Consider the following 18,590-nt stretch of genomic DNA (forward strand, 5'->3'; position numbering starts at 1 on the left):
CCCCTGCCCCCTGCTCCCCTGCCTCTTTGGTCATTAGACAGAATTTGTTCTGGTCAAAAATCCGCCTCTAGGTGCTAGCTAAAAGCCCCGTAGACCAACCATTATGCTATCTGGCGTGTTTGTAAACATTTTGCAATCAATGGCATTTGCGATCGCCTAGGGCGGGTACGCCATCGCGCCATAATTCGGCACAACACATGATCTGATGGGAGGATACTGCGTGAGAATTGGTGCTAACTACTTGGGTAACGGAGAGTGTGAATTTACAGTTTGGTCTCCGCTATTAGATAGCGTCACGGTAAAAATTTTGACGCCAGAACAGCAGTTAATTCCGCTCAAGCCTCAGTCTGAGGGATACTGGCACACGAAAGTTAACGATGTGTATCCCGGTACGCTTTATCGGTATGTCTTAAATGGGCAAGACACCTTTGCCGATCCAGCGTCACAGTATCAACCTGAAGGAGTACATGGGCCGTCTCAAATTGTCGACCAACATTTTGAGTGGACTGATGAAGGGTGGACTGGCATTCCTGTGGAGTCGATGATTTTCTACGAACTCCACGTTGGGACATTCACGCCTGAAGGAACTTTCACCGCCATCATTCCCCGCTTACCAGATTTAAAAGAACTGGGAATTAATGCCATTGAAATTATGCCCATCTCCCAGTTTCCGGGAGATACTCATATTGAAGCTTCTCTGACATACCGCAACTGGGGTTATGACGGCGTTTACCCTTATGCTGTGCAAAATTCCTATGGTAGCCCAGCCGATCTGAAGCAACTGGTAAATGCTTGTCACCAACACGGAATCGCCGTAGTGCTGGATGTGGTGTATAACCACTTTGGGCCAGAAGGCAACTATATGAATCAGTTCGCGCCCTACTTTACTAAAACCTATAAAACACCTTGGGGCGAAGCGCTGAATTTCGACGATGCCCATAGTCAGGGTGTGCGAAATTATTTTATCGAAAATGCGCTTTATTGGTTGCGCGAGTTCCACATTGATGCATTGCGACTGGATGCCATTCAAGCAATTTACGACTTGGGAGCAAAGCATTTTCTGTGGGAACTAGCCGAAGCAGTTCATCATTTTTCACAACAAGGGCAAAGATGGAAACGCCATCTAATTGCCGAAAGTGACCAGAATAATCCGCAAATAATTCGTCCGGTAGAATTGGGTGGATATGGTCTCGATGCCCAGTGGAGTGATGATTTTCACCATTCATTGCACGCACTCTTGACAGGCGATCGCCAAGGATATTATCAAGATTTTGGACAATGTGCTGATTTGGCAAAAGCTTATCAAGATACTTTTGTCTACGATTGGAAGTACGCACCACACCGGAAGCGATATCATGGCGTATCTTGCCGCGATCGCCCTTTATCACAGTTTGCAGTCTGCATTCAGAATCACGATCAAATCGGCAATCAAATGAAAGGAGAACGCCTCAGTCAGCGAATCTCTTTTGAAGGATTAAAGTTAGCTGCTGGCGCTGTGCTGCTGTCGCCCAATTTACCTCTGTTGTTCATGGGAGAAGAATACGGCGAAACTGCACCCTTCATTTACTTTGTCAGCCACTCCGATCCAGATTTAATTCAAGCAGTTCGAGCCGGACGCAAACAAGAATTTGAAGCATTTCACTATGCAGATGATCCCCCAGATCCCGAATCGGCAGAAACTTTCCTAAAGTCTAAGCTCAACTGGCAATTACGCAATGACGGTAACCACAAGGTTTTATGGAATTGGTATCGACAATTAATTAATTTACGCAAGACACATCCAGCACTTTTGAATCAAGACCGCAATTTTATCCAAGCGACTAGCGATGAAGACAAGCAGTTGGTCATCGTGCGTCGTTGGTGCGAATCAAGTGAACTAATATTTGTAATGAATTTCAATTCGTCTCTCGTGACAGTAACTCTGCCGTTTGAGCAAAATGCTAATAAATTGTTGGACTCTGCTGATACCTCATGGTTTGGGCATGGTTCTGAAGCTGCTGAACATCTGTCTGTGGGCCAAGAAGTGAAATTGCAACCTACTAGTTTAGTACTCTATGAAAAAGGATGAGGGGGAGAGTCAGAACTTAAAGTTTCAGCCTCATAACCTCAACGTTCAAGCTGAAAGGTTCAACGTTCAAGCTAAAAGCCCTCAACGTTCAAGCTAAAAGCCTCAAACTCTCCACTTTGTACAGACGCGATTAATCGCGTCTCTCCCCACAGGCGCGATTAATCGCGTCTCTACTCACTCTCTACTCAAAAACTATGCGAATTCCTACCGCAACTTATCGAATTCAGTTTACACCTCAGTTTGGCTTTGACAATGCTAAAGCGATCGCAGCTTATCTAGCAGATTTAGGTATTTCCGATTTGTATGCTTCTCCCATTTTCAAAGCACGATCCGGGAGTACCCATGGCTACGATATAGTAGATGCCACTCAACTTAACCCAGAACTAGGAACTAATGAATCCTTTGATGCATTAGCTGCTGAAATTCAATCGCTTGGTATGGGCTGGTTACAAGATATTGTGCCTAACCATATGGCCTATAGCAGCGAAAACGATTACTTGATGGACGTATTGGAACACGGCCCAGATTCCAGCTATACCGACTACTTCGACCTTTCTTGGAATGCTCCCTTTGGCGATCGCGAACAGCGAATCCTCGCGCCGCTGCTGGGAGATTTCTATGGTGCATCCCTAGAAAACGGACACATTCAACTGCAATATGAACAAAACGGTTTAACTGTCAACTATTACAGTTTAAAACTGCCACTGCGGTTAGAATCTTACACAAAATTTATCACCCATAATCTGGGAAAACTCACCCGTACACTGGGGCGCAATCATCCCGATTTTATTAAGCTATTGGGGATTCTCTACATTCTCAAAAATGTGCCCTCAGAAGTTGCAGGAAAACAGCGACAAGACCAAATCGCATTTATTAAAGGATTGGTTTGGGAACTCTACACCACAAACGATGCCATCTGCGAGTTCATTGACGAAAATATCCAAACTTTCAACGGAGAACCCGGTAATTCAGAAAGCTTTAACCTCCTAGATGACTTACTGAATGACCAGTTTTACCGTCTCGCCTTCTGGAAAGTTGGCGCGGAGGAAATGAACTACCGTCGTTTCTTTACTGTCAATGAACTAATTTCCGTTAAAGTTGAAGAACTGCGGGTTTTTAATAATACCCACAGCCTAATTCAAAAGCTAGTTGAAGAAGGCAAATTTACAGGTTTACGCATTGACCATATAGATGGACTTTATAACCCAATCCAGTATCTCGAAAGACTGCGAGAAAAGACGGGAGATGTTTATATCACAGTCGAAAAGATTTTAGAACTCACCGAAGAGTTGCCGGAAAACTGGGAAATTGAAGGTACATCCGGTTATGATTTTTTAAATTATGTAAATGGCGTATTTTGCCAAACAGAAAATGAATCATCCTTCGATAAAATTTACCATAACTTTATTAGCTCAAGAGTAGATTATGCATCGGTAGTGAAGGATAAAAAACACCTGATTTTGGAAAAGAATCTTGCAGGTGATATTGACAATCTGGCTCTTTTATTAAAGAATATTTCCAGCAAATATCGCTATGGTAATGATTTTACGCTGAATGGATTAAAAAGAGCGATCGCCGAAGTTTTAACACAGTTCCCGATTTACCGCACCTATATTACACCCGATGGAATTGGAGATAGCGATCGCGCCACCATTCAAAAAGTAATTAGCCAAGCCAAAGAACAAGCACCTCTGTTGCAGCACGAACTGACCTTTATTGAAAAGTTAATGCTGCTAGAGTTTGATAATTCTTTGACTCAAACAGAACGCGAACAGTGGATATATTTTGTCTTGCGAATGCAGCAATACAGCGGCCCGCTAATGGCAAAAGGCGTAGAAGACACCACATTATATGTTTACAATCGCTTACTGTCGCTAAATGAAGTTGGTGGTAATCCCGGTCATTTTGGGATTGATTTAACCAAATTCCATGCCTTTAACAAACAGCACCAAGTAACCTGGCCTCATACAATGAACACCACAGCTACCCACGATACCAAACGCGGCGAAGATGTGCGGGCCAGATTGAATGTCCTCTCAGAAATCCCCGATGAATGGGATCAGCAGGTAAATACCTGGAGTGCCATTAATCGAGGACATCGTAGCCATCGCCACGGGTTTGCTATCCCCGATCGCAACGATGAGTATTTTCTCTATCAAACCCTGGTAGGAGCGTTTCCCTTTGCCGAACATGAACATTCATCCTTCGTGGAACGGGTGAAGGACTATATAATTAAGGCTATTCGAGAAGCGAAAGTCCATACAGCATGGTTGCGACCTGACAGTGAGTATGAAGAAGCTTGTACCTCCTTTATTGAGAAAGTACTCGATCCTTCCATCTCTGGGGAATTTCTAGAAACCTTTCGTCCCTTCCAACAGCGAATTGCAGAGTATGGGATTTTCAATTCCCTTTCCCAAACTCTACTGAAGATTACCGCACCCGGCGTACCGGATTTATACCAAGGAACAGAACTTTGGGAATTAAGCCTAGTCGATCCAGATAATCGCCGTCCTGTAGATTTTGAACAGCGACGTACCTACTTAAGCGCCATCCGCGAACAGGTGAAAACCGACATTCTGGGTTTGATTCAAGAGTTGCTGAGTGATAAAACTGACGGCAGAATCAAACTGTTTTTAACGGCTCAATTACTCCAAGCTAGAACAAACTATGTCTCATTATTCCAGGATGGCGATTATTTACCGTTAGAAGTACAGGGAACCTACGCCAATCACATTATTGCCTTTGCGCGACGCGAAGGGAATCAAACAGCGATCGCGATCGCCCCTCGCTTTTTAACCAACCTCATCCAGCCAGGAGACAACCCCTTGGGCGATTCAGTTTGGCAAGATACGCACCTGCAACTCCCCCCTGGAACTTCCCCCACCTGGAAAAACGTCCTCACTCAGCAACCCTTACAAACTAAAGAAACATTATCCATCGGATCTGCCCTCGCCCATTTCCCAGTCGCCCTATTAATTAGTAGTGCCGAGTAAAAACATAAATCTATCCCACGCAGAGAAAACCCCTTAAAACCTCTGCGTACCTCTGCGATTCCCTTCGCGTCCCTTTGCGTTTCAAAAATAATTCTGAATTATGACCACTCCCCCAGCACTTACCACCGCGCAGATAGACACCGTGCGGGCCCATATCAAAAAAACGTGGAAAACCCTAACGCGATCGCACGAACACTTATTACAATCTGCCAAGGATACCAAGCTAGATCACAAAACCGAGACTCCTTGGATAGTCTACATTTCACCCTCAGAAGATTGTCCCAACATTCAAACTGTGTTGGAGCGATCGCTATCTTCCAAGGATATGCAACGACTGCAAATTCGCACTTTGCCAACTGAAGCGGAGGCGATTAAAGAGCATGGGTTACTATACCTTCCAGGCCCTTATATTGTACCCGGTGGGCGCTTTAACGAAATGTATGGCTGGGATAGCTACTTTATACTACTGGGACTTTTGCGCGATGAAGAATGGGAGCTAGCGCAAAACCAAGTTGATCAGTTGTTGTACCAGGTGCAGCATTACGGCACTATCCTCAATTCCAACCGGACTTATATGCTGTCGCGATCGCAACCCCCCGTCCTCAGCATGATGGTTTTGGCGTTATTCCAGCACACCCAGGATGAAGAGTGGTTAAAGTTAACCATACCGATCCTAGAACAGTTTTATTATTACTGGGTAGTACCGCCTCACCTGAATCCGGCAACAGGCTTATCCCGATTTTATGCTTTTGGGGAAGGCCCTGCGCCAGAAGTTTTGTTCTCTGAGCGCGATGAGGAGGGAAGAAGCCATTATGATCGCGTCAAGGAGTACTATAAAACTTTTGAGGTTGAGGATTATGACGTTAGTCTTTACTACAACCGGGAAAAAGACGAACTGACGCACCTATTTTACAAGGGCGATCGCACTATGCGCGAGTCCGGTTTTGATATCACCAACCGATTTGGCCCCTTCAGCGCTGATATCCTCCACTATGCTCCTGTGTGCCTCAATAGTTTGCTGTATCAGGTAGAACAAGACTTGGGGCAAATCCACAATATTTTTGGGAACACAGAACTACAAAAACAATGGCGCGATCGTGCAGATATCCGCCGCGATCGTATTGATCGCTGTCTCTGGGATGAAGAACAGGGACTTTATTTGGATTATCACTTCCAGAGTGGAGAACGCCGTCGCTACGAATTTGCTACCACCTTCTATCCCCTGTGGCTAGGAATTGCTTCTCAAGCCCAAGCCCAGCGCGTCGTGGAAAATCTCTCTTTGTTTGAAGCCCCAGGCGGAATTTTTACCAGTACTCGTGTCACCGGCAACCAGTGGGATGCTCCCTTTGGTTGGGCACCACTGACATTAATTGCCGTTCAAGGACTTCACCGCTATGGGTTTCATACAGAAGGCGATCGCATTGCCAACAAATTCCTAGCTATGGTAATTAAAGAATTCGGCCGTCACAATACCCTAGTTGAGAAATATGATGTTGAACGCTGTTCTGCCAATGTTTCCGACGAAATCTGCTTTGGATATAGTTCTAACGAAGTTGGCTTCGGCTGGACAAATGGAGTCATTCTGGAACTCTTAGCAGCCGATGGGAAAAAAGTCTAAATAAAAAGGCGTGACGTTAAATGTCACGCCTTACTGTATTGGCCTCCAACTAAGGTTAAGAAGCAACGAAAAAATTAGCAAAAAATAGCTATATAATCAGCGAAGTTTAGCGGTATGGTGTGGGTTAAAAAGTCAGTCGAAGCGAAATCAAAAATTCTCTATTGACAAACTAGTTTGAATAAAACTGTAAAATGAAATTTGCCAAAATCCACTTATCTGATCCCTCAAATTCTAAAACCTCAGAAAATATCTCTTCGCTTGCGCCTAAGCTCTCTAGTATTCCAGCAGCAAATGTGACAAGGGCAAACAAGCCAACTGAGGAAATCGAGAATGAAGCCTTTGCTGATCAGAAAATGGAGGGAACCAAACTAGAGCTACAGGCGAAGTATGGGACGATTACGCCTATTGGGCAGGAACGCCTAACTCTATTGCAAGCCAAGATGGATGGATTATTGAATTCTCGATTGGAAAGAGCAACTCGATTTGGTCATAACACTGCCAATATACCCTTAAGGCGACCAGATACATCAACACCAATTCAAGCAAAACTGACGATTGGGGAACCTGGAGATAAGTATGAGCAAGAGGCGGACGAAACAGCACGTCAAGTAGTGCAACGGATTCATCAACCACAAAGCGATAAACTTCAGCGCGAGTCATTGCCCGATGAAGAAGATCAACTGCGAATGAAGCCGATGGTACAGCGTGCGTCGAACGGTGGTATGGCTGCTACATCTGATTTAGAAACATCAATACAACAAGCACGGAGTAGTGGACAGCCATTAGCAAAGAGTGTCAAGGAACCAATGGAACAGGCTTTCGGGGCTGATTTCAGTGGGGTGAGAATTCATGCAGATTCACAAGCAGACCAGTTGAATCAATCAATACAGGCAAAGGCGTTTACCACAGGGCAAGATGTGTTCTTTCGGCAAGGGGCGTATGAGCCTGAAAGTAAGGGAGGGCAAGAGTTGCTGGCGCATGAATTGACTCATGTAGTACAGCAAAATAATGATGCTGTGCAGTGCCAGATTATCCAACGGGCAATCGAAACAATAGGTGGTAGTTGGAAAACTAATCAATACCAGTCAGTGTTAGAAGAAAATAGGCCTGGTGCAGAAATTGAGCTAGAATTCATGCCTAATAAACTGGTTAACTCCAAAAAAATAGCACTGCTCCAAAAAATAGAGAAAACTTATAATGGCATAAACCTAGATCAGGGATATGCAGACAAAAAAAATAACGGGGAAGAATTTTTTGGGAATGCAACAAAAACAGCAGCGAGCCGAACTGAAGGAAATGGTCATTGGGATCGTGGCCTCAGCAATACCAATCCAGTTTATGGTGCCCCTAATTTGAAGCAAGGAGAGCCAGTATCGAAGACACCAAAGAGCAAGTTTGGCATGGACTCTACGACACCCGATGATCAGAAGTCAAACTATCAATTAGGCTATCGTTACAAATCGTTCCCAGGTTTGAAATGGAATGAACGAAGCGCAAAACTATATGATAAGCCGAATATGCCATCTGCTAAAGCTGGATCTAACATGATATTTGAGACTACAGCGATTTCACTAGAAGGAGAACAAAAAAATGTTTACTACGGGTCAGTAAGGTGGGGTTGGAATATCAACAACGTCGCTGACCCGAACAATGTAGCAACTACAGAAATTGAACTAGAACCTCTAGCAGTAGCACAGATGGGAACTCCCTCAGCAGAGATGAAAAACTTGGCTAATACTTGGAATGAAGCAAAGACTTATACAAGCGATGCCCCCGAAGGGATACCGAATACTGCTATTCCCACAACAAATCACGACACAACTCTTACTCCGCAAGAATTAGAAGATCCTTCAATGATTGAGCAACAGATTCAAAAACTGGAGGCTGAACTAAAAAATAATCAGCCAAAAAATGATAAGCGCAATAAAGACTTCGAGTTAAAATTCTTGAAAAAGAAGTTGAAAGTGCTTAAATGATTTTTTTACTGTTTTAAAATGAAACAGCCCTGCTGCGAAGGGAGGGAGGAGTAATGAAAGAATTGGGTTTTTAACCATCTATGCTTCTAGAAAAGAGGTCAAATCCCAGCTATCGAACTCACGTTAACTTAAGAACTAACGGCACAAAAAATCTTTACGGTTGAGCGGTCTTTTACCATGTAGTTTATATCAATTGCAACTATAATTTTTGCAATATCTCTATTCGTTAGGAGCCAAAATTCTAAATTTTGACTCCTGTATTAGGATTTACCAAGTATCGGCTGTACGTTTATCATAAGGCTCACCTGTAAAAGGTTGTACCCCAATAGTAGGATAAGCATCATCTGTAGGCCCAAAAATACGCATTGCAGCTTCAGAAATATACTGGGTTATGTTAGCAATGATTTGGTAAATAGCCATAATATTGGACTCCTTTTTTCGAGTCGCTTTAATTGTGCTACCTATACTCTAATGCTGATATTCAAAACTGGCTCCAATTCTCAATATATTGAGAATATATGCAATGTTTATTCAGATAACTTCGCAATACTTTAGCTTGTCAGAAAATCAAACTTTTCCCTTTGATTCTAATTGTAACATAGTTGTTTCTTTAACCCCTGTTGGGAAAAGAGCGAAGCAAAACAAACTTTCTCTGACAGGATATTGTTTCTTTTCATTAGCTGCCTTATTTGATTAACATTATTGCAAGCTATTACTATTAAAAAATATTAAGTATTTTATGAAGCTAGTATTAATTTGCCTATAAATCTACCGTTCTACGGCAATCTCTGAAATATACTTGCCGGGAGTTGACAATATTTATGGTAAATATTACCATAAATGACAGAAGCATCTTGTAAGGAAACTCTTGCATGACAACTTTGCCAGATTTGGACTATGTATATAAACAACAAAGCCAGCAGAACCAGGAACTAAACCTCTCTGCGGATGATTACAGCTTACTGACCGACCTTTATCAGTTAACAATGGCAGCTTGTTACACAGGCGAAGGTATAGAACAACGACGGGCAAGCTTTGAATTATCTGTCAGGCGATTGCCAGAGGGTTTTGGTTATTTAATTGCAATGGGGCTAACGCAGGCATTGGAATATTTAGCAAAAATCCGCTTTAGTTCCGCCCAAATTGCGGCATTACAGGCAACGGGAATTTTTGCTCACGCAGGCGATCGCTTTTGGTCACTTTTAGCTGAGGGAAAGTTTACGGGTGATGTTTGGGCAGTACCAGAAGGGACGGCTGTTTTTGCCAATCAACCACTGTTGCGGGTGGAAGCACCCCTGTGGCAAGCGCAATTAGTGGAAACATATCTCCTAAATACTATTAATTACCAGACTTTGATTGCCACAAAAGCAGCACGGTTGCGGGATGTAGCGGGGGAATCAGCAACACTTTTAGAATTTGGCACAAGACGGGCATTTAGTCCCCAGGCTTCCTTGTGGGCGGCGCGGGCGGCATTAGCAGGTGGGTTAGATTCCACTTCCAATGTGTTAGCAGCGCTACAACTGGGACAAAAGCCAAGTGGTACTATGGCACACGCCTTAGTGATGGCACTGTCAGCAATAGAAGGCACTGAAGAACAAGCTTTCAGTGCATTTCATCGCTATTTTCCGGGTGCGCCATTGCTGATTGATACTTACGATACCATTGCTGCTGCCCAGCGCTTGGCCGAAAAAGTAAATTCCGGGGAAATGCAATTAACAGGAGTGAGATTGGACTCAGGAGATTTAGTTACCTTATCAAAACAGGTGCGATCGCTCCTTCCCGGTGTGCCAATTTTTGCCAGTGGCGACTTGGATGAGTGGGAAATTGCCAGATTAAAAGCTGCTGGGGCCGAGATTGATGGTTACGGATTGGGAACACGATTAGTTACAGGTTCGCCTGTAAATGGAGTCTATAAACTTGTAGACATTGATGGTATCCCAGTGATGAAGCAGTCGAGTGGTAAGGTTACTTATCCAGGGCGCAAGCAGATTTTTCGTTCGTTTACGGGAGGTAAGGTAAAAGCAGACAGGTTAGGACTCTTAGGTGAAAGTCTTCTGGACGAAGAACCTTTGTTGCAGTTGGTAGTACAGGAGGGTCAACGGGTGCAACCGTTAGAGTCTTTGGCAACAATTCGTCAACGTACCACAGCCTCAGTTGCCAGTTTGCCACAACAAACACGGCTTTTGGATCATCCTGTGGCTGTAGAAGTGGAAATTTCTGAGGGGTTACGGGTGTTGACGGAGGAGACTAAGAAACGAACCGCAAAGGACGCAAAGGACGCAAAGTAAGATGATGAGAGTTGCTTTGTTTGGTACTAGTGCCGATCCGCCAACTGCGGGACATCAAAAAATTCTGAGTTGGTTGTCTGAGCGTTATGATTGGGTAGCGGTTTGGGCAGCGGATAATCCATTTAAGTCCCATCAAACACCCTTAGAACATCGGGCGGCAATGTTGCGACTGTTGATTGCGGATATAGACGCGCCACGGCACAATATTGCTTTGGAACAAGAATTAAGCAGCTTCAGAACACTGGAAACAGTAGAAAAAGCGAAGCTTACTTGGGGTGACGACGCTGAATTGACGTTGATTATTGGTTCAGATTTACTGAGTCAGCTACCACGCTGGTATCGCATTGAAGATTTGTTACAGGAAGTGCAACTACTGATTGTACCGCGACCCGGATATGCAATAGATGAATCTAGTTCAGAGGTAGTGCAAAAGCTGGGAGGGAAGATTGCGATCGCTAGTCTGACCGGTCTAGATGTTTCCTCAACAGCGTACCGCGAACATGGAGATTCTCAAGCCCTCACAGCCCCTGTAGTTGCCTATATTAATCGAGAGCATTTGTACGAATGCCAGGACGTTCACAAAAAAAGATACCAACTCCGCTAAACCAACAACCTTTGGCCGATTTCAAGGTTGGTGTTGATAATGTAATTTTTTCTGTAGATACTGCACAAAATCGGCTGTTAGTTCTACTAGTAATGCGACAGCAAGAACCATTTTTAAATCATTGGAGTCTTCCCGGTACTTTAGTTCGTCCAGGAGAGTCTTTAGAAGATGCCGCCTATCGCATTATGGCAGAGAAAATTAAGGTCAACAATCTCTACTTAGAACAACTGTATACATTTGGTGGGCCGAATCGCGATCCACGGGAAGCAACTGATAGTTATGGTGTGCGTTATCTATCAGTTAGTTACTTTGCCCTAGTGCGATTTGAGGAAGCCGAATTGATAGCAGATCGCATGACTGGCATAGCTTGGTATCCAGTAAAAGAAGTGCCGCAATTAGCTTTTGACCATAATGAAATTCTGGCCTATGGACACAGGCGGTTGCGAAATAAATTAGAGTATAGCCCGGTGGCTTTTGAAGTCTTACCAGAAATGTTTACCTTGAATGATTTATATCAGTTATACGCCACAGTTTTAGGTGATAACTTTTCCGATTATTCTAATTTTCGGGCGCGTCTACTCAAGTTAGGTTTTTTATCCGATACCGGAATTAAAGTATCACGGGGTGCTGGCCGTCCGGCTAGTTTGTATAAGTTTAACGCTGAAGCTTTTGCTCCGTTAAAAGATAAACCTTTGGTGTTTATTTAGCTAATCACTTTGCAGAGTTCAAAGTCCTGAGTAACTTATTTTGACTCTTGACCAATGACCAATGACTAATGACTAAATACAATGAAAATTGCGATCGCTCAAATTAATCCTACTATCGGTGATTTGCTTTTAAATGCCCAAAAAATCCTGGAAGCGGCACAACGAGCAGCATCTAGCGGTGCGCGTTTGTTGTTGACACCAGAACTTTCTTTGTGTGGCTATCCACCAAGGGATTTATTACTAAATCCAAGTTTTGTGGAAGCGATGGGCATCACTTTGCAAAACTTGGCCCAGGATTTACCACCAAATTTAGCTGTGTTGGTAGGAACTGTTGAACAGAACCTCAACGCATCTATTAGTGGAGGTAAAAGTTTATTTAACAGCATCGCTTTGTTAGAGAATGGCGAGGTAAAGCAAATTTTTAACAAGCGACTTTTGCCTACTTACGATGTATTTGATGAACGTCGCTATTTTGAACCAGGCTTGCAAGCTAATTATTTCACTTTAGATAATATCGATATTGGCGTAACTATTTGTGAAGACTTATGGAACGATGAGGAATTTTGGGGCAAACGCAGTTATGCAGTAAATCCAATTGCTGACTTAGCAATTTTGGGTGTAGATTTGGTTGTAAATTTGTCTGCTTCTCCCTACACTGTCGGCAAGCAGCAGTTTCGAGAAACAATACTCAGGCATAGTGCAGTACGTTTTCAACAACCGATGATTTATGCTAATCAGGTTGGTGGAAATGATGACTTAATTTTTGATGGGCGTAGTTTTGTCTTGAGTCGTCAAGGTGAAATTATGTGTCGTGCCCGTGGCTTTGACACCGATTTAATGATAGTTGAATTTGACGAGGTGCAACGGGATTTTCAATTAGGTTCTGTAGCACCTGTCTATGAGTCGGAAGATGAAGAAATTTGGCAAGCTTTGGTGTTGGGAGTGCGAGATTATGCCCGCAAGTGTCGTTTTTCTAAAGTAGTTTTGGGTTTAAGTGGCGGGATTGACTCTGCAATAGTAGCTGCGATCGCAACTGCTGCACTTGGTAAAGAAAATGTCCTCGGTGTTCTCATGCCTTCCCCTTACAGTTCGGAGCATTCCATTAGCGATGCTTTGGCACTAGCCGAAAATTTGGGGATTAAAACTAATCTTTTACCAATTGGCGAGTTAATGCAAGGCTTTGATCAAACATTAAGTGATTTGTTTGCAGGTACTGAGTTTGGACTGGCTGAAGAGAATATACAATCTCGGATTCGCGGTAATTTATTAATGGCGATCGCTAATAAATTTGGCTATCTGCTTTTATCTACCGGTAACAAGTCAGAAATGGCAGTAGGTTACTGTACTCTCTACGGCGATATGAATGGCGGGTTAGCAGTGATTGCAGATGTTCCTAAAACTCGTGTGTATTCACTTTGCCATTGGTTAAATCGCAATAATGAAATCATCCCGCAAAACATCTTGACTAAAGCACCCAGCGCCGAACTCAAACCAGGCCAAGTGGATCAAGACTCTCTACCACCCTACGAAATTTTGGACGATATTTTGCAACGCCTGATTCACAATCACCAATCAGCAGCGCAAATTGTTGCAGCCGGTCACGATCCAGTAATTGTAGATCGAGTAATTCAAATGGTGGCGCGGGCTGAATTTAAACGGCGACAAGCACCTCCCGGTTTAAAAATTACCGATCGCGCTTTTGGAACTGGTTGGCGAATGCCAATTGCTAGTAACTGGGTTGGTGTCAAAAACGCTTACCAGACTAAAACCACAGCTACACCTAACCTTAGTTTGTTGTGATGGACAAGATGCTCATCCGCAAATCAAGTAATTAGTTATCAAACCTCTCCCTACCTTGAACTTTTATTAAAACCTGTCCCTCTCAGATGCGAAAAGGGACAGGTTTTGCTTTGTAAAACCTCTTAGTGATCTTTTTATTAAGAGGATTAGGAAAACACTATATAACCCGTCGAATTCACTTTAAATAAATATTCTGTATTTGGGCTTTTATTTTGGGAAAATTAACTTACTCCTATACAGCTATTTAATGAAGTAGATTTAAGAATATGTCTAATGCAGTTAAAGTATTTTTTTCCTATTCCCACAAAGATGAAGTGTTCCGTGACGAATTGGCAACTCATCTTAGCATGATGAAACGTCAAGGAGTTATTGAAGCTTGGCACGATCGCGAAATCAGTGCTGGTAGTGAATGGGCAAATGCGATCAATGACAATCTTGAAGTTGCAGATATCATTCTGCTGCTGGTAAGTGCTAACTTTCTAGCTTCACATTACTGCTACGACAAGGAAATGACACGGGCAATGGAGCGACATGAAACGAGGGAAGCTCGTGTAATTCCGATTATTCTGAAGCCGACGGACTGGAATGATGCACCTTTTAGTAAACTGCAAGCACTCCCGAAAAATGCCAAACCGATCACAACTTGGCAAGACCAAGATGAGGCTTTTTTAAATGTTGCTCAAGGGATTCGCAAAGTAGTTGAAGATATTGCTAAATCAAAATCCTCTTCCCCAACTGCTTCTACAACTACTACACCTGCAACTTCCAACCCTGCTGCAACGAGTGGGGGTTTAACTGAGCGCCAGCGTCGCCGGTTAGAGCAAGAACGGGATTCACTGCAACAACAGTATGACTTAGCTAGCACAAAATTAGGTCGGCTGCGCCAAGCATACGCCATTGAAACCGATGTATCTACAAAGTGGAAACTAGAAGTGCAAATTCAGGAAGCCCAAACAGAACAAAATAGATTAGATCGGCAGCTTGAAGAAATCGAGCAAAAACTTTTGTAGTTATATTTTAAAACAGCGACAGTATCGCCATGCCCCTAATGAAGTCTGTAGTTGTGAAAATATAAAAAGTATTTGGCGTTGCTGAATCAAAATATGAATCAGGCGATCGCTGGAATAAGACTTGTACCTCACATCGTGAGCGGCACTGAACCATACTTGAGATAATGTATGACCAGTCGAATAGAGTGTCTCAGCATTTCTTCTGACTTAGAATAACAAAAAGTTTTACGATGTAGCCGAGCCAAGTAATGTCTGAAACGACTGTTTTCTCCTTCTCCCAAGGGGAGACGCTGCGCGAACAACTCGTGTCATATAGGTTTTACTAACAATATGGTCTTCGTCGCTAATAAAACAAGGATAAACGGGGTAGCCATCTGTGACGTAAAAATAAGAGTGCCAACAGCTTATAGCCTGCCACAAAAGCTTAAAAGTGTTGGAACTACGGTCTCCTAAAACCCAGGCTATAACTCCGGGAATATGCTCCTACAACTGCTGTCCACAACCAAATTTTGTTTTTTTTTACCAATAAAGGTCTCCAACTCATCAATTTGGGTGATTTCTGGTATTTCATCGTTTTCTGGTGTATCAGACAAAGTATTTCCAAGCTCTTTTACCCAATTTATAACAGTCGTATGATAGCGAAGCGTTAGCGAGTCCGCGAGCGTCTGCACTTTTCTTACCCGTTCTATTGCGCGAAAGCCAGAACCGTTGACATACATTTCTAAACATTCACGCTTGATTTGTTGTGAGTAACCTTTCGGTTCATAAGAATCAATAAACTGACGACCACATTTCACACAGATGTAATTTTGCTTACCTCTTTGTTTACCATTTTTGCGAATGTGGGTTGATGCACATCTTGGACATTCCATAGCGATCGCACTAATTCATATTTCTATTCTGCAACGCCAAGTATTTAGTCGTTATCTTCAACTTGATATCTAGCTTGTCGGAGACATTGCTCAACCTCTGAGCTTAATCAATAGGTTATTTTTACTCATCTAAACGGTGTGCGATCGCATTCAGCAATGACTTAAAGTCTGATTCGCTGTGAATATCAGGGGTGAGCGTGTTCATATCTTTTAGCAGGTTGGTTAGTTCCGCGATAGTGTTGCGAATCTCGGTGTATTGGTCAATTTCTTCACGAAATCCCTGTAAATTAGCTGCACCAACTGCTTTCATAGCTTCGTCTAATTCTTTAATTTCGTCTTCCCAATGCTTAATATATTTAAGTCTTGCAACAGGTTTATAAATTTGGGCATCCGCTAACACAATAGGGAAAATTCGATTATAAAACTCTCCATTTTTAGCGATTTGCACTAGCTCAAACATACAATTGGGAGATTTTAAATACTTGTCACTAATAACTGCGATCGCACATTTCCCGCGTCCAATCCGTTCCATAAAGGCTTTAATTAGTCCTTTGTAGCCCAAATCGCGTTTATCGCGGATGATTTTGATTCCTTTTGCCTGTAAAGTCTCATCTAGTTTATTGACAAATTGCTCACTTTCTCCGCCCCAAGCATAAGAGATGAAAATTTCCTTCTCGAATTCAATAGCAGATTGACTATTCACGATCTGTTTTTGTTCTTCTTCACTATCTCGTAAACGATGCGTCAATGATTCATCTCGCTTGCGCTCCAGTTCGCTTTGCAATTGTGCAACTTGGGGGTTGATTTCCTCAGCTACTTTTGCGGGTTGAAATATGACATCATCTATTAACCTGCGGACATCTAGCATTTCATAGCTTTTCTCGCACTCCTTCTGGTAACGACCAGCGTTTAAGCGCTTGTAGAGTTCCTCTAGAGGATATGAATAAGGTGTTTGACTATCTTTGCAAGTCTCACAGTTACACGGAACTAGGGTTTGATATTGCAAACGTTCGTAAGAGTTATGGATTTTTTCGAGTTCATGGGTGATGACAGCCATCAATTCTTTTTTACGGTTTCCGGTTACACGGATTTTAATTTCCCGTTGATTGTAGTTTTCAATGACTTCTGCGCGAGTTTGGTCTTTGTTGAGAACAACACCGTTTTTCCAAACGAGTTTTTGCTGTTCAATCCAAGGATGCGTCTCGACAATAAAGCGGGTGAGGATGCCTTTGGGCATGAATGTATAGGTGTAGCGCAGGATAAGGTTATTGCGATCGTCCCAGGTAAAATCAGGTTTGTTGGCAGAGAGTAATTGAGGTGCAATATAAGTGCTGGAACGACTAGGTATTTTATAGCATAGTTTAAATTTCATCATTAGCTGCAACAGTTCTGGTCGCATATAGGCATATTTGTCTTCATGCCAAATATTTCCTAAATCATCACGGTCAAATTGACCCAGGTTTTCAATGACTTGTGGATTATCTAACACTTTGTAAACGGCATCTGTACCCCAAGTTGGTTTGAGAATCACGGTTTTTCTTAACAAGTCATCGTCTTGAAAGTGTAGGCATACACCTAAATCATGCAGATAGCCACTGAGTTGGAGTTTGTCCTCCTGTTTAGTAAAACCATGTTCTTGACAGATATTCAGATATTTTTCCAAGGTAATATATTCGTGGGAGTCACGTTCTAAAGCTTCCCGCACTTTAACCCAGGTTTTGGGGAGTTTTGTTCCTACATGGGGTAGGTTACTAATATAGTGCTGAACTGTATTCAAGATTTCTTGCAGACCGCGATCAGTGGCAAGGTTTGTAGTAAGTGTTTCCTTAAAATTGGTGAATTCGCTCCGTAACTCCCGCTCATTTATTTCTCGTTTGCGCTCCTGCTTCTCATTTTTGATAATGAGTAAAGGACTATCATCGCTCAACAATTTAACCACATTTAGCCAGTAGTAAAAATCTGTGTCTTCTTTGCGAGTATCAGCAACTACGGCATAAAAAGAGCGTTTGGTAAGAAAAAATTGGTGGGTAGCATGATAAATCTCCTGGCCACCAAAGTCCCAAATGTTGACCTGAAATTCTTTACCCTTGAAGAGGAACTCCCATTGAATAACATTAATGCCTTCGGTAGAACTTTCATCCTGCTGTAGCTGATAGTTTGGGTCTTTAATTTTTTTTGCTAGCGTAGTTTTACCTGCACCAGCTTCTCCCACAATGAGTAACTTGGCTTCGTAAAGGAGATCAGTTTTTTGTTCTAGCTGCTGCCTGCAAAAGTCAAGAATTGCTCTTAAACCTTTCCTGATAATTTCTAGTGGAGGTGATTCTAAAGGATTGTTGCTGAGGTAGAGGGTTTGCAGGTTGGTGAGTTGGCCAATTTCCGGTGGCAGACTGCCCAGTTGATTACTGCTGAGGTCGAGGGTTTGCAGGTTGGTGAGTTGGCCAATTTCCGGTGGCAGACTGCTCAGTTGATTACTGCTGAGGTCGAGGGTTTGCAGGTTGGTGAGTTGGACAATTTCCGGTGGCAGACTGCTCAGTTGATTATTGCTGAGGTAGAGGGTTTGCAGGTTGGTGAGTTGGACAAATTCCGGTGGCAGACTGCTCAGTTGATTACTGCTGAGGTCGAGGGTTTGCAGGTTGGTGAGTTGGCCAATTTCC

At 43.0% G+C, this 18,590-nt stretch carries 11 protein-coding genes and 1 pseudogene; 9 read left to right on the forward strand and 3 right to left on the reverse strand.

The features are described 5' to 3' along the window. The first annotated feature begins 220 nt into the window (after positions 1 to 220). The 4 genes from treZ to F8R90_RS03545 all read left to right on the forward strand — a co-directional run bounded on the left by treZ (position 221) and on the right by F8R90_RS03545 (position 8,655). Positions 221 to 2,068 carry a malto-oligosyltrehalose trehalohydrolase gene (gene treZ / locus F8R90_RS03530; protein WP_196509585.1) on the forward strand — a complete coding sequence of 616 codons (1,848 nt, stop codon included), beginning with the start codon at positions 221 to 223 and terminating at the stop codon, positions 2,066 to 2,068. 194 nt (positions 2,069 to 2,262) lie between these two features. Next, positions 2,263 to 5,061 carry a malto-oligosyltrehalose synthase gene (treY, locus tag F8R90_RS03535; RefSeq protein ID WP_196509586.1) on the forward strand — a complete coding sequence of 933 codons (2,799 nt, stop codon included), beginning with the start codon at positions 2,263 to 2,265 and terminating at the stop codon, positions 5,059 to 5,061. A 100-nt stretch (positions 5,062 to 5,161) separates the two neighbouring features. After that, the gene (locus F8R90_RS03540; RefSeq protein ID WP_196509587.1) at positions 5,162 to 6,679 is read left to right on the forward strand and encodes a trehalase family glycosidase; all 1,518 of its coding nucleotides are present in this window, start codon (positions 5,162 to 5,164) and stop codon (positions 6,677 to 6,679) included. 191 nt (positions 6,680 to 6,870) lie between these two features. After that, on the forward strand, positions 6,871 to 8,655 hold the full coding sequence (locus tag F8R90_RS03545) for an eCIS core domain-containing protein (RefSeq protein ID WP_196509588.1): 1,785 nt from the start codon (positions 6,871 to 6,873) through the stop codon (positions 8,653 to 8,655). 267 nt (positions 8,656 to 8,922) lie between these two features. On the opposite strand, the gene F8R90_RS03550 is transcribed toward F8R90_RS03545, so the two are convergent. Further along, complete coding sequence (locus F8R90_RS03550) at positions 8,923 to 9,075, reverse strand: hypothetical protein (RefSeq protein ID WP_190895963.1); 153 nt, start codon at positions 9,073 to 9,075, stop codon at positions 8,923 to 8,925. 452 nt (positions 9,076 to 9,527) lie between these two features. On the opposite strand from F8R90_RS03550, the gene F8R90_RS03555 reads away from it, so the two are divergent. The 5 genes from F8R90_RS03555 (at position 9,528) to F8R90_RS03575 (ending at position 15,064) form a co-directional block, all read left to right on the forward strand. Continuing rightward, entirely contained in the window at positions 9,528 to 10,943 is a 1,416-nt protein-coding gene (locus tag F8R90_RS03555) for a nicotinate phosphoribosyltransferase (protein WP_196509589.1), read from the forward strand. A 4-nt stretch (positions 10,944 to 10,947) separates the two neighbouring features. After that, positions 10,948 to 11,547 (forward strand): nicotinate-nucleotide adenylyltransferase, encoded by a 600-nt coding sequence (locus tag F8R90_RS03560; protein ID WP_196509594.1) that lies wholly within the window; start codon positions 10,948 to 10,950, stop codon positions 11,545 to 11,547. Next, positions 11,508 to 12,254: an NUDIX hydrolase gene (locus F8R90_RS03565; RefSeq protein ID WP_196509590.1), complete on the forward strand. Its 747-nt coding sequence runs from the start codon at positions 11,508 to 11,510 to the stop codon at positions 12,252 to 12,254. Before F8R90_RS03560 ends, F8R90_RS03565 begins: the two co-directional genes overlap by 40 nt. Before the next feature lie 81 nt (positions 12,255 to 12,335). Beyond that, complete coding sequence (locus F8R90_RS03570) at positions 12,336 to 14,054, forward strand: NAD+ synthase (protein ID WP_196509591.1); 1,719 nt, start codon at positions 12,336 to 12,338, stop codon at positions 14,052 to 14,054. Positions 14,055 to 14,320: 266 nt separating this feature from the next. Then, entirely contained in the window at positions 14,321 to 15,064 is a 744-nt protein-coding gene (locus F8R90_RS03575) for a toll/interleukin-1 receptor domain-containing protein (RefSeq protein WP_196509592.1), read from the forward strand. A gap of 128 nt (positions 15,065 to 15,192) precedes the next feature. Here F8R90_RS03575 and F8R90_RS03580 read toward each other — a convergent pair. After that, positions 15,193 to 15,936, reverse strand: a pseudogene (locus F8R90_RS03580) (IS1 family transposase). Positions 15,937 to 16,057: 121 nt separating this feature from the next. Continuing rightward, positions 16,058 to 18,590: COR domain-containing protein (locus tag F8R90_RS03585; RefSeq protein WP_196509593.1), on the reverse strand; the 2,533-nt coding region annotated here is incomplete at its 5' end.

It is taken from the genome of Nostoc sp. NZL (assembly GCF_015714705.1).
Classification (GTDB): domain Bacteria; phylum Cyanobacteriota; class Cyanobacteriia; order Cyanobacteriales; family Nostocaceae; genus Nostoc; species Nostoc foliaceum_A.

What these genes read in the sequence shown, in the direction of transcription:
- treY (WP_196509586.1), top strand. Translation starts at nt 2,263, where the DNA reads ATGCGAATTCCTACCGCAACTTATCGAATTCAGTTTACACCTCAGTTT.
- F8R90_RS03540 (WP_196509587.1), top strand. Translation starts at nt 5,162, where the DNA reads ATGACCACTCCCCCAGCACTTACCACCGCGCAGATAGACACCGTGCGG.
- F8R90_RS03545 (WP_196509588.1), top strand. Translation starts at nt 6,871, where the DNA reads ATGAAATTTGCCAAAATCCACTTATCTGATCCCTCAAATTCTAAAACC.
- F8R90_RS03550 (WP_190895963.1), bottom strand. Translation starts at nt 9,075, where the DNA reads ATGGCTATTTACCAAATCATTGCTAACATAACCCAGTATATTTCTGAA.
- F8R90_RS03555 (WP_196509589.1), top strand. Translation starts at nt 9,528, where the DNA reads ATGACAACTTTGCCAGATTTGGACTATGTATATAAACAACAAAGCCAG.
- F8R90_RS03560 (WP_196509594.1), top strand. Translation starts at nt 10,948, where the DNA reads ATGAGAGTTGCTTTGTTTGGTACTAGTGCCGATCCGCCAACTGCGGGA.
- F8R90_RS03565 (WP_196509590.1), top strand. Translation starts at nt 11,508, where the DNA reads ATGCCAGGACGTTCACAAAAAAAGATACCAACTCCGCTAAACCAACAA.
- F8R90_RS03570 (WP_196509591.1), top strand. Translation starts at nt 12,336, where the DNA reads ATGAAAATTGCGATCGCTCAAATTAATCCTACTATCGGTGATTTGCTT.
- F8R90_RS03575 (WP_196509592.1), top strand. Translation starts at nt 14,321, where the DNA reads ATGTCTAATGCAGTTAAAGTATTTTTTTCCTATTCCCACAAAGATGAA.